At 66.7% G+C, this 11,990-nt stretch carries 9 protein-coding genes; 6 read left to right on the top strand and 3 right to left on the bottom strand.

The window, feature by feature from the left end:
* Positions 1–94: 94 nt before the first annotated feature.
* The 5 genes from ACXAJT_RS09680 to ACXAJT_RS09700 all read left to right on the top strand — a co-directional run bounded on the left by ACXAJT_RS09680 (position 95) and on the right by ACXAJT_RS09700 (position 3,288).
* Positions 95–313, top strand: a complete 219-nt coding sequence (locus ACXAJT_RS09680; RefSeq protein WP_475234795.1) for a DUF1127 domain-containing protein — start codon at positions 95–97, stop codon at positions 311–313.
* 138 nt (positions 314–451) lie between these two features.
* Positions 452–1,045 carry an urease accessory protein UreE gene (locus ACXAJT_RS09685; protein ID WP_475234796.1) on the top strand — a complete coding sequence of 198 codons (594 nt, stop codon included), beginning with the start codon at positions 452–454 and terminating at the stop codon, positions 1,043–1,045.
* Entirely contained in the window at positions 1,035–1,670 is a 636-nt protein-coding gene (locus ACXAJT_RS09690; protein ID WP_475234797.1) for an urease accessory protein UreF, read from the top strand. Before ACXAJT_RS09685 ends, ACXAJT_RS09690 begins: the two co-directional genes overlap by 11 nt.
* Before the next feature lie 17 nt (positions 1,671–1,687).
* Positions 1,688–2,320, top strand: coding sequence for an urease accessory protein UreG (ureG, locus tag ACXAJT_RS09695; RefSeq protein ID WP_475234798.1), 633 nt, complete (start codon positions 1,688–1,690; stop codon positions 2,318–2,320).
* Entirely contained in the window at positions 2,317–3,288 is a 972-nt protein-coding gene (locus ACXAJT_RS09700) for a ketopantoate reductase family protein (protein ID WP_475234799.1), read from the top strand. The genes ureG and ACXAJT_RS09700 overlap by 4 nt, the downstream gene beginning before the upstream one ends.
* A 477-nt stretch (positions 3,289–3,765) precedes the next feature.
* Here ACXAJT_RS09700 and ACXAJT_RS09705 read toward each other — a convergent pair whose 3' ends face one another.
* Positions 3,766–8,640 (bottom strand): translocation/assembly module TamB domain-containing protein, encoded by a 4,875-nt coding sequence (locus ACXAJT_RS09705; protein WP_475234801.1) that lies wholly within the window; start codon positions 8,638–8,640, stop codon positions 3,766–3,768.
* Positions 8,637–10,433: an autotransporter assembly complex protein TamA gene (locus tag ACXAJT_RS09710; protein ID WP_475234802.1), complete on the bottom strand. Its 1,797-nt coding sequence runs from the start codon at positions 10,431–10,433 to the stop codon at positions 8,637–8,639. The genes ACXAJT_RS09705 and ACXAJT_RS09710 overlap by 4 nt, the downstream gene beginning before the upstream one ends.
* 270 nt (positions 10,434–10,703) lie before the next feature.
* Here ACXAJT_RS09710 and ACXAJT_RS09715 point away from each other — a divergent pair, with 270 nt between their 5' ends.
* Positions 10,704–11,609 (top strand): NAD-dependent epimerase/dehydratase family protein, encoded by a 906-nt coding sequence (locus tag ACXAJT_RS09715; protein WP_475234803.1) that lies wholly within the window; start codon positions 10,704–10,706, stop codon positions 11,607–11,609.
* A 76-nt stretch (positions 11,610–11,685) separates the two neighbouring features.
* On the opposite strand, the gene ACXAJT_RS09720 is transcribed toward ACXAJT_RS09715, so the two are convergent.
* Positions 11,686–11,976 carry an HlyU family transcriptional regulator gene (locus ACXAJT_RS09720; RefSeq protein WP_475234804.1) on the bottom strand — a complete coding sequence of 97 codons (291 nt, stop codon included), beginning with the start codon at positions 11,974–11,976 and terminating at the stop codon, positions 11,686–11,688.
* Between the last annotated feature and the right edge of the window lie 14 nt (positions 11,977–11,990).

An 11,990-nucleotide genomic window follows, 5' to 3' on the forward strand; every position in this document is an offset into this window, starting at 1 on the left:
GTTATGCAGTTGCAGCATTTGTTGTTCCGCGGGGGGTGGCCTAAATTGAGTGCCAAGGGAGGAAACCAACACTGAAGCTAGGATAGGTTTCCAAATGGCATTTCTGACTGCAACCGCACGCAACGAACAAGCACCGTTCCTGTCGCGTTTCTTCGCAGCCATCGGCAACGGCCTCGTCTCGATCGGTGAATCGAACCCGCGCCTGCGCAAGATCGAAGCTCTGCAGCGTCTTTCGGACGAGCAGCTGGCCGCACGTGGCATCCGCCGCGAAGACATTGTGCGTCACGTCTTCCAAGACGTCTTCTACCTCTGAGGTCTACGGCGCCCTCATGGCGCTGCAGAACTCGGCATCTCAAGGCCACGCCCCGGAGAACCCGGCGCGTGGCCTTGCCTTTTCCGGCGGTTGGGACGAGGTTGCAGGCGCAATCCAGAAGACCGACGGAGCCTTCCCATGACCGCCCCCGCGACCGCCCCCGCGTCTGCACTGCCCGTGGCCCACGAGATCGCCCGCAAGGGTGCCGCGCCCGAGGCCGAATTGAGCGTGACCCTCACCTACGAGGACCGCTTCCTGCGCCGCAAGGTGCTCAAGAGCGATCAGGGTGAGAGCTTCCTTGTCGATCTCGCGCACACCGAAAGCCTTGATGCGGGCGATGCCTTCGTGCTGACCGATGGCCGCAAGGTGCGCGTCGAGGCCGCCGCCGAGCCGCTGCTGGCGGTGAGCGGCTCCGACCTACCGCGTCTGGCGTGGCACATCGGCAATCGCCACACCCCCTGCCAGATCGAAGCGGCGCGTCTGCTGATCCAGCGTGACCACGTGATCCGCGACATGCTCGCCCATATCGGTGCGACGGTGGACGAGGTGACCGAGCCCTTCACACCCGAGGGCGGGGCCTATGGCCATGGCCGCACCCACGGCCACGACCATTCCCATTCGCACGGGCCGGAGGGGCACGCGCACAGCCACTCCCACGCGCACGACCATGACCACGGGCACGGCCACAGCCACACCCATTCCCACGGCCACACGCACACGCATGACCACTGATCCGCTGCTGACGCTGCACCAACTTTTCTCGCCCTCCTTCCCGGTGGGGGCCTTCGCCTATTCGCACGGGCTCGAGACATTGGTGCAGGAGGGACGCGTCACCACCGCGGCTCAGTTGCAGGACTGGCTCGAAGCGGTGCTGCGCCATGGCGCGGGCTGGAGCGACGCTGTGATGCTGGCGCAGGTGGCGCAGGGGGCAGATGCTGCCGAACTGGCGGAGCTGGCCACGGCGCTCACCCCCTCGGCTGAACGGCGGCTTGAGACGGTGAAACAGGGCGAGGCCTTTGCCTCCACCGTGCGTGACCTCTGGCAGGCCGACATCCTCCCGGCGCCCTATCCCGTGGCCGTCGGCCAAACCGTGCGTGCACTGGACCTGCCTTTGCTGCCTGCCCTGCAGCTTTACCTGCAGGCTTTCGCGTCCAACCTCGCGGCCGCTGGCATCCGTCTGATCCCGCTCGGCCAGACCGAGGGGCAGGGCGTGGTCCGCGCGCTCTCGCCGCTGTGCGAGGCGCTCGCGGCAAAGGCCGCCGAGGCCTCGCTCGACGAGATCGGCGGCTTTTCCCCACTGTCGGACATTGCCAGCCAGCGCCACGAGGCGCTCTACTCCCGTATCTTCAGATCCTGACACCTGACGGAGACCACATGACTTCCCCCAACGGACCCCTCCGCGTCGGCCTCGGCGGCCCCGTGGGCGCCGGCAAGACCAGCCTCACCGCAGCGCTCGCCCATGCCCTGCGCGACCGTGTTTCCATGGCCGTGGTGACCAACGACATCTACACCCGCGAGGATGCCGAAGAGCTGATGCGTCAGCAGATCCTGCCGCTCGACCGCATCAAGGGTGTCGAGACCGGCGGCTGTCCGCACACGGCGATCCGCGAGGATGCCTCGATCAACCTCGCCGCCATAGCCGAGCTGAACGAGAGCTTCCCCGACCTTGACCTGATCCTGATCGAAAGCGGCGGCGACAACCTCTCGGCCACCTTCTCGCCGGAGCTGGCCGACGTGACGATCTACGTGATCGACACCGCCGCGGGCGAGGAAATCCCCCGCAAGGGCGGCCCGGCGATCACCAAGTCGGACATCCTCGTCATCAACAAGACCGATCTTGCGCCCTATGTCGGCGCCTCGCTCGAGGTGATGGAGCGCGACGCCACCCGGATGCGCGCCGGAAAGCCCTTCGTCTTCGCGCAGGTCAAGAACGGCAAGGGCGTGGACGAGATTGTCCGGCTGTTGGCGCAGATCGGCGGGCTGCCGCTGGCCGAGGTCGCACAATGAGCCGCATCGTCATACTTGGGGTCGGCGCGGTCGGCGGCACGCTGGCCGTCGCGCTGACCGAAGCCGGCGAGGATGTGATCGGCATCGCGCGCGGCGCGCAGCTTGCGGCGATCAAATCAGGCGGGCTGACATTGCGCACCCCGGCCGGGCCGCGTCATGCCAATTTTCCCTGCGTGGCGAGCCCGCAAGAGGCGGGGCTGCGTGAGGATGATGTGATCATCCTGTGCGTGAAAACCCAGCACACCGAGGCGGCGCTGGCGCAACTGCGCACGGCGGGGGCGGCGGAGCAGCACATCTTCTGCTTCCAGAACGGGGTGGAGAACGAACGGCTGGCGTTGCGCTATTTCCCCAACGTGCACGGCGTCACGGTGATGCTGCCTGCCGACTTCGTGCAACCGGGCGAAGTGGTCTGCTATGGCGCGCCGGTTTGCGGCTCGTTCGACGTGGGGCGCTACCCGTCGGGCTCTGATGCGGCCGATGCGGCGCTGGTGGCGCGGCTGGAGGCGGCGGAGTTCCCGTCGGCAGTGCGCGATCAGGTGATGACCTTCAAGCATGGCAAGCTGCTGATGAACCTCGGCAATATCGTCGGGGCTGCGCTCGGTGAAGAGGTCGACGGCAAGGAGGTTACAAAGGCGCTGAAGGCCGAGGCCGAAGCGGTCTTTGCCAAGGCGGGGCTGGCGTGGACCGATCCGGCGATTGGGGATGAGGCGCGCGACGCGCAGATGAAGATCGTCGACGTGCCGGGCGTGACGCGCGTCGGCAGTTCGACCGCGCAGAGCCTCGCGCGGGGCGCGGGCTCGGTCGAGACCGACTACCTCAACGGTCAAGTCTCGCTTCTGGGGCGTCTTCACGGCGTGCCGACCCCGGGCAACGACTGGTTCACCGCGCTGGCGGCGCGGCTGGTGCGCGAGGGCGCGGCGCCGGGGGCTGTGTCGCTGGACGAGGTGAAGGCGGCTCTGGCGCTGTAGTCCGCTGCTGCCCGGTGATGCCGGGAAAATGGCGCGCCCTTGCGGCCAGTTCATCGCAGTATGCGATGTGGTTCGTGTTCAACATGGGCTTGCGGACAAACCGCGAATTTAAACGGCATCTCCCGAAGAAGCCTACGGGAGCTTTTTGCGCTGGATGGGCATTGATGATGTAACCGCCCCCCGACGGCATCGATGTGCCAAGGTGGGTCTGCGATGATCCACAAAGGAGGACGGTCACATCATCAACACCGACGTCGGGCCGATGATTGCGGCGGATGCATGGGCTTGGTTCGCCCGGCAGTGAATTTCTTTCCTGAAAACTCGTCCAAGTGAACTTTCGATCCATTTTCAGCGAGCGCGGACGGGCTGAAGTTGGTCATTGCGTGTGCGCTTCCACCGAGCCCCAAGCACCATTTATTGCAAAGGGAGGCCCTGCAGGCGTCCCTTTTTGGTTTCGGCGGTGGCCTATTCCACGGATCAGTAGTCGCGTTCGAAGTACATGCCGAGGGTGCTGTCACCGTCGGAGGTGACGCTGCCTCTGGCCTTCAGGCTGGGGGTGATCTTGATGTTCAGGTTCACCGCGCTGTCGCCGCCGGAGTCCACCTCCACGTCGGTGTAAATGTTCTCCGAGATGTACTTGCCCAAACGCAGCCCGGCCTCGCCTTCGTCGTTGGTGGTGACATCCAGATCATCGAGGCCGAAGCCCTGCCGCAAGTTGTCCACCGCCCCCGAGCCACCGCCCGCCAGCGTGTTGATTGCCGCGGCGATCTGCAGCGCCTGAAACCCCGAGATCTCGGTCAGGTCACGACCAAAGAGCAGCAGCGCCAGCACCTCTTCCTCGGGGCGCGAGGGGTCGGAGGTGAAGTCCACCTCGGGCGAGGTGGCTAGCCCGGTGATACTCACCGTGACGGTGGTGCTCTCGACCTCGGAGGTGGCAGCGATGTCCAGCGTCGGGATGAAGTCCCCGGTCAGCGCCATCGAAGCCGTGTCCAGCGTCAGCCGCTGGCCAAGGATGTCGAGACGACCGCGGATCAGATCGAACCGGCCCTGCGTGATGATGTCGTTCGACGTGCCGGTGACGCGCAGTGCGCCGCCCAGTTCCATGTCGAGACCACGACCACGCACGAAGATCTGCTGCGGAGCGCGGATCGTCACGTCGAGCGGGATCGAATAGCTCGACCCGCCGCCAGAGGCCTCTTCCCCCTCGTCCAGCAGCCCGGCGCGGGCGCGGGTGATGCGCGAGCCCGCGGGCTCTTGGACGTGATGAAGGACGAAGCCCCGGCTGCTCGGGCCAAGGCCGGTCTCGGGGATGCGGATCTCGGCGTTGTCGATGAGGATGTCGCCAGTGACCGTCGGGCCGGTGAGCAGCGGGCCGGAGATGCCCACGTTGCCGCCAAGCTGCACCTGATAGAGCCGCTGGTCTTCCAGCACCAACTGGTTCAAGGCGATGGCCAGATCGGCGGGGTAATTGCCGCTCATGCCGATGGTTCCGTTGACCTCGATGCGCCCGCCGGTGGCAAGGGCTGTCGATGCGGTGAGCGTGGTTTGCCCGCCGCCGACGTTGGCGTTGAGGTTGAGACCGGTCAGTTCCAGACCGGGGCCGGGCAGGATCACCTGCGCGCCATTCACCGTGACATTGCCGGACAGCGAGTTCACGGCCAGCGGGCCGCTCAGGCGCATGTCGATATTGGCGTTGCCGTTCAGCAGATTTGGCGCGGCGACCTGATTGGCCAGCGCCAGCGGCGCGTTGCCAGTGATCGACAGGTCGGCGGTGCCGAAATCCTGCGCGATGCTGCCAGCGATCTGCGCCTGCGTGCCGCCGGGGGCGGTCAGCGCGGTCTGCACGTCGTACTGCCCGCCATTGGCTGCCAGCGTCCCCTGCGCCGCGGCGCGGCCCGGAAGCTGCGGCACGATCAAGCCAAGATCGCGCAGGGCGACCTCGTAGCTGATGCTGGATCCGTCACCGCCGTAGGTGCCGGAGGCCGAGGCGGTGACCTCGCCGGTCTGCACGTCGAGCTGTTGGATGGTCAGCACACCGTCTGCGTCGCGGGTGATCTGCACCGTGGCGCTGCCGTCTCCGCCGACAAGCTGGTCTGCGGTGGGGATGCCAAGCGCAAGATTGCTGGAGTTTAGCTGGCCGTTGGCCGAAAGGCTGCCGTCGGGCAGGTTGTAGGACACGTCACCATCGAAGCTGACACCGCCCGACAACGGCTGCCCAACAAGCGGCGCATAGGCTGCCAGAGAGGCCACCGATGCATTGCCGTCGAACTCCACCGTGCCGATGCTGCCGTCGTCTAGCTTTTCGGCGGTGACCCGGCCCTGCGCGTCGGTCTCACCGGGGCCGGAGGCGCTAAAGTCGAGCTGGTAGCTGCCATCGGTCTCTTGCAACTGACCGTTCACATTGGCGCTGCCGGTCACGCCGGACTGGATCAGCGACGTGTCGGGCAGGGTGATGTCGAAGCTGGCGTTGCTTTGGCCTGCATCGGGGGAGGGGGTGCCCCCCACCAGCGCGGCGGTATAGATCTCGCCTTCTGCGGTGGCGCGGATCGCCTCGCCGTTCACCTCGAGCTGGCGAATGTCGACCCTGTCTGTGTCATAGGCCGCCGAGACGTCGAGATCGACGGTGCCGGTCAGCACCCCATCAAGCTGCGCGATCCCGGTGCCGATATCGCGGGTGCTGCCATCCAGCACCGCGTCGATGGCGCCACTTTGCATGTCGTAGGTGACATCGGCGGTCAGATCGAGCGCACCCGCGAGCGGACGGTTGGCCAGCCCGGCGTAGACCGAGAGATCATCCGCCGCCACATCGCCATCGAAGGACACCGTGCTGATGCTGCCGTCGGCCTGCTTGCCGGCCTCCGCAAGACCGTTGATCGCCACGCCGCCGGGGGCATTGGCGTCGATGTCGAGCCGGTAGCTGTCGTCGCTTTCCTGCAGGCGGCCGGTCGCGGCGAGCGGCCCGGTGATGCCGGGCTGGATCAGCGACATGTCGGGCAGGCGGATGTCGAAGCTGGCACTGCTCTGCCCGGCATCGGGCGAGGGCGTGCCACCAAGCAGCGCGGCGGTATAGACCTCACCCTCGGCGTTGAGTTGCACGGCTTGTCCGTCAACCGTCAGCTCGCGGATCAGCGCCCGGTCGCTGTCGTAGTTGACCGAGGCATCGAGATCGACGCTGCCGGTGAGCAGCCCGTCGACCTGTTCGATGCCGGTCTCGATATTGGCAACCGTGCCGTCCAGCACCGCATCGATGGCGCCGCCGTCCAGCGTGTAGGTGACATCGGTGGTCAGATCGACCGCGCCAGCCAGCGGGCGCCCGGCCAGAGGCGCATAGGCGGCAAGCTCCTCGGCCGCGGCATCGCCTTCAAACCTGATGGTGCCGATGTTGCCATCTTCGAGCTTGCTGGCAGTGAGCACCCCGTCGAGATCGGTGCCGCCCGGCGCGCTGCCGGTGAAGTCGAGCAGGTAGGCCTCGGGCGTCTCGTCAAGCGTGCCGGAAAGCTGGGCTGCGCCGCTCATGTCGGGCTCGACGAGCGAAAGGTCGGGCAGCGAGATGTCGAAGGTGCCGGTGCTGCCACCGGTCTGCAGCTGCGCCTGTGCCTCGGCGCGGATGCCATCGCCCGACAGGTCGAGCCGGCGCAGTTCAGTGCCTTCCTCGTTGCGTACCGCAGAGGCGAAAAGCTCGACCTCGCCTGCGAGCAGTCCATCGGCCTGTGCAACCCCGGTTCTGAGATCGCGGGTCAGGCCATCGACGGTAACGTCGAAACGTCCGGCCACGGGCTCCAGCGTGCCTTGCACCGCGACATTGGCGTCGCCGCCGAGGTCGCGCCCGGCAAGGCCGGAGAAGCGTCCGATGTCTTCGGCGCGCATCTGCAGGTCGGGCTCGATGATGATATTGCCGCTGTTGCCAATGCCCGAGAAGGTGACGTCGCCCGCCAGCGCGAGGCCCGCGCCGCTGAAATCGATCTGCCGCAGGTAGAGCGGATCGCTCGCCTGCCAGTCGATCTGCATGACGCCCCTCAGCTCTTCGCCCGCAGCGTCGGCCATCGAGGCGTCGGCGAAGTCGAGGCCGGTGGCGTCGAAGGTCAGCTGCGCCTCGACACCGCCCGGAAGCGAGTTGCCGGCGCTGCGACGGATGGTGCCGCGGCCTGCGATATCGGCGCGTTCCACAGACATGTCGGGGCGGTCGATGCCCTGTGCGATCACGTCGAGGGTGAAGGCCTCGCCCTGCGAGGCATCGAAATCAAGGTCGATCGTGGCCTGATCCACCATGGTCACATCACCCGACATGGCCAGCCGCACCGGGCTGCCGTCGTCCGAGGCGATCTCGCCATCCAGTTGCAGCAGTTCGGGCCAGCCATCGGCGCCGATGCGCGCCGCGCCGGTGAGCGAGACCATGGCGGTTTGCAGGTCGAGCGTTTCCAGATCAAGCACACCGTCGGCGCCCTGCAGGCCGGCCACCTGCAGAGTCTGTTCGGGGCCAAAGAACTCGCGGTGCTGCTCGGGCAGCAGTGGGCGAAGATCGCCGGTGACGTCGGCGGTGAACCGGCGGCCCTCTTCGGCGTTGCCCAGCAGGGTGACCTGCCCGCCAAGGCGCTCTTCGCCATCGGTGGCCAGTTGCAGATCGGCGGTGAAATCGTCCAACTCGCCGTCACCCTGCACGGCAAGGGTCAGCGAGGGCGCGCCTGGCAGGCCCATCTTGGTGGTGACGATGCCGCCGCTTTCCTCTTCCAGCGAGACATCGAGCGACAGCGCGCCGGTCTCATTGGCGTAGCTGCCGGCAAGGCTGAGCGAATCCTGTGGCCCGTCTAGGCGGTTGACGGAGATGTCGGCCTCGCCCTCGCCATCGGCCAGCTGCGCCGAACCCTGCACCTCAAGCGCGACCTCTTCCCCCAGCAACGAGGCGCCCAGTTCCACGCGGGCGATGCTCAGCTCGCCGACGTTCACCGAAACCGGCAGGTCGGGCAGGGCGAAATCACCCGAGGCTTCGGGCGCCGGCGCTTCCTCGCCCGCAGCGGGGGCGCGTTCGACCACCAGCCGCTCGGCGCTCAGCTCGTTGACCACCAAGGCGCCGCGCAGCAGCGCGCTGCGGCGCCAGTTCAGCGTGGCATTTTCGAGGATCAGCCAGACGCCCTCGTCGTCCGAGATGGTCATGCGTTCGAGCGTCGCCTCGGAACTCAGCGCGCCGCGGAAGCCAGAGATCGACACGTCGCGGCCTGCGCCCGAAAGCGAGTCCTCGATCAGCCGCTCAAGAAAGCCGCCGCTGTCTTCGTCCTCTTCCTGTGCGTGGGCAGGGGGCGCCACCAGCAGCAGCGGAAGCAAGAGCAGCAGGGAGAAACGCTTGAGAAGGGTCAAAATGCTTGTCCTATGCCGAGGTAAATCTGCACGCCATCGCCGGTGTCGCCGCCAGCGGGCATGGCCACGTCGAAACGTAGCGGGCCAATCCCGGTCTTGTAGCGCACGCCAACACCAGCGCCCGCATGCCATTCGCCATCGTCGCCGCCGGGGGTGCTGTCGCGGCCGACATAGCCGGCGTCGTAGAACAGGACCGCGCCAAGGCTCTCGCCGATGTCCTGCCGAAGCTCGCCCGAGAGGCCGGCGAAGCTGCGCCCGCCGATCGAGTCTCCGTCGCCCAGATCGATGTCGAGCGACTGGTACGGCTGGCCGCGCACGGTGCCGGCACCGCCCGAGTAGAAGAGGTAGTCCGGCGGGGTTTCGTCGATGTCCGGTCCAAGTACCGAGCCCAGTTGCAAGCGCCCGGCCAGCACGGTGCGCTGACGCTCACCGAAGGCATAGTACCCGCGGAAATCGCCGAACAGCCGCGCGCCGTTGGGATCGTCGCCCAAGTTCAGGAAGGGTGTTGCATCGGCAAGGATGTAATAGCCGCGGCGCGGATCGAACTCGTCATCGCGGCGGTCGTATTCCACTTCGACCGGCAGGGTCAGCAGCTCGAAGGTGCGCTCGCCAAGGTCGTCTGTGGTTTCCGAGTAGAGGTAACCGATGCCGATCTCGGAATAGAGGTTGTCGGTCACCTGCCGGGTAAGGCCGGTGGTCAGCTCGATGCTGTCGAGATCGTAGGCCGGCTCCTGCAGGTGCTGCAGTTCGGTCTGGAAGTAGGCATTGGTGTCCGGCCCCACGGCGGCGGGCACGTCGAGCCGCCCGGTCAACGTGTAGTCGAGCGTTTCGCCCTCGGGCGTGATGTCGGTGATCTCGGCATCGAAACGCAGCCGCTCGGCGCCGCCGAGGATGTTTCGGTGCAGCCAGTAGCCGGTGACCGACACGCCCTCGAGCGAGCTGATTTCGGCGCCGAAGCCCACACGGCGGGGCTTGGAGTCGACCACGTCGAGCGTGTAGTCGAGCGTGCCGTCGGGGTTCGGCACGTCTCTTTCGCGCAGGGTGACCGTGGCAAAGGCTCCGGTGCGGGTGAGACGGTCGACCACGTCTTCGACTTCTTCGGGGTCATAGATTTCGCCCGTCGGCATGCCCGCGATGCGGCGCTGCGCAGCGGTGCGGACCGAACTGGAGCCATCTGTGTCGATCCGGCCGAAGCGCAGGCGCGGCCCGGTGGTGACGCCCATGTCGACATCAACGCGGCGCGCGGCGTGGTTGGCGGTGACATCCTCCCGGGTCAGTTCGGCCTTCGGATAGCCGACGTTGCGCCAGCCATCCACAGCCGCCTGCGCTGCGCCGGTGATCGTGGTCACCTTGGCGCGCTCGCCGGGGCGGAAGTCGCTGGGCAGGTCGGTTTCGGGGGCGAGCGGCGTCACGTCGGTACGCCCGAATTCGAAGCGCGGACCGGGGCGCACCAGCACGTCGACGCGGTTCACGCTCTGCGGGGTGGACAGCAGCGGAATGTCCGAGGCCTCGCGTCCGTCGATGCGGATCGACACTTCGGGCCCATAGTAGCCCGCGCCGTAAAGTGTTTCGACGATGATCCCGTAGTCAGACAGCGCCGCGGCCATCACGTCGGGGCCTTCGGTCTTGCCCTCGGACTTGGTGGTCACCAGTGCCGAGAAATTGGTGATCTGAGTCTGGAGATCCTCGCTCACACCGGGAAACGCAAAGCTGAGCGTCTCGAACGCTGAGGCCGGCAGGGCGGCGGTGCTCAGGGCGAGGCTCAGGGCAATGGAATGATGCCGAAGGCGCAATGAACTGTCCTTTCGCGAAACTTTTCACGTACCTTAACGCAGCGGAATCCATGCGGCTAGGCGCTGCGCGAAGTTGCGCGGACTGTCGGTTGATTTCGCGCGGTTTCGTGGGGATCGGGCCACGCCAGCGAAAGCGTGAACGCGCGAACAGGCGGGGCGGGCATCGTGGGCGCGCGGCGCCTTGCCGGTGCAGCCGGTGAGCTTTATCCCAAAGGCGTAAAAGGTGGCCGCGCAGAGTGCGGGCCACCGACACAACGATAAGGGGCGGTGATGCGCATCTACGTGACGGGCTGTGCGGGCATTCTGGGCTATGAAATCCTGTGCCGTTTGCAGGCAGACGGGCATGCGGTGACGGGTATCTCGCGCAGCGCCTTGCCCGAGGGGGCCCCGGCGTTGCCGCATGTGCGGGTCAGCGACGCGCTGCATCCCGGCTGGCTTGCGCCCGGAGACGAGGCCGCGACCGTCGTGCATTGCGCCGGGCTTTCGGACGCGCGCCGCCGGTTTGACAGCATCGGCGCGCTGAACCGCGAAGTGACCGAGCCGCAGACAGAGTTCCTAGAGTCGTTGCTGGCGCGCGGCTGGCGCGGCCATCTGGTCTACCTGTCGACTGCCGCGGTTTACGGCGACACCGAAGATCTGCCCATTGCCGAAACCCGCGAGCCGCAGCCCAAGGGCTACTATGCGCTGCACAAGCTGGCGGTCGAGAACGCGCTGCTGTTTCTGGCCGCGCAGCACGGGTTCCGGCTGACGCTGCTGCGGCTCGGCAATCCCTATGGCACCGCGATGCCGGGGCGCGAGCGGGGCGTGATGCGGCTGCTGTTGGATGCGCTGGCGACCGGTTCGGAATTCACCGTCTACGGCAGTGGCGAGACGTCGCGCGATTACCTGCATATGGACGATTTCACCCGCGCGGTTGCGCAGGTGGTGGCCGCCGAACTGCCCGAGCAGATCACCCGCCTGAACCTTGGTGCGGGGGAGGGCACGACGCTCAAGGGGCTGATCGCGCGCATGGAGGCGGCGACGGGGCGCAGGCTCAATCTGGTGAGCAAACCCTCCGATCTCGAGGTGAAGTCGAGCGTTCTGGACATCAGCCGCGCGCGCCAGCAGTTGGACTGGGCGCCGCAGGTGAGCCTGGACGCAGGGTTGGCGCGGATGGTGGCTGACTACGGGCTGTGAGGCGTGAGCCCTTGGCGGCTCCAAACAAAAAACGCCGCCCGGGAGGGCGGCGTTTTGCATCTTGATAGAAGCGTGCTCAGTTGAAGAGGCGCGCGCCCTGTTCGTCGATCATCTGCTGCGCCTTGCGCAGCGAGGCGGCGACGGCTTCGTCGCGGTCGCGGATGACGTCGGCACGGATCAACTCGTGCACCTTCACCTCGCCGTTCACCTCGCCCTCGATCCGGGCGGCGATGCGAAACTGACCGTCGGTCGCCTGCGGCTCGGGGAAGATCACGAACCCCTTGTATTCCACTGCTTCAGCCTGCGGCTGCGCTGCGGCCCCGGTGTTGGAACCGCCGCCGCCGAAGAGACGTGACCAGAAGGACATGGCAGTTTCCTCCG

Source organism: Salipiger sp. ABF4_146, assembly GCF_056161345.1.

What these genes read in the sequence shown, in the direction of transcription:
- ACXAJT_RS09680 (WP_475234795.1), top strand. Translation starts at nt 95, where the DNA reads ATGGCATTTCTGACTGCAACCGCACGCAACGAACAAGCACCGTTCCTG.
- ACXAJT_RS09685 (WP_475234796.1), top strand. Translation starts at nt 452, where the DNA reads ATGACCGCCCCCGCGACCGCCCCCGCGTCTGCACTGCCCGTGGCCCAC.
- ACXAJT_RS09690 (WP_475234797.1), top strand. Translation starts at nt 1,035, where the DNA reads ATGACCACTGATCCGCTGCTGACGCTGCACCAACTTTTCTCGCCCTCC.
- ureG (WP_475234798.1), top strand. Translation starts at nt 1,688, where the DNA reads ATGACTTCCCCCAACGGACCCCTCCGCGTCGGCCTCGGCGGCCCCGTG.
- ACXAJT_RS09700 (WP_475234799.1), top strand. Translation starts at nt 2,317, where the DNA reads ATGAGCCGCATCGTCATACTTGGGGTCGGCGCGGTCGGCGGCACGCTG.
- ACXAJT_RS09715 (WP_475234803.1), top strand. Translation starts at nt 10,704, where the DNA reads ATGCGCATCTACGTGACGGGCTGTGCGGGCATTCTGGGCTATGAAATC.
- ACXAJT_RS09720 (WP_475234804.1), bottom strand. Translation starts at nt 11,976, where the DNA reads ATGTCCTTCTGGTCACGTCTCTTCGGCGGCGGCGGTTCCAACACCGGG.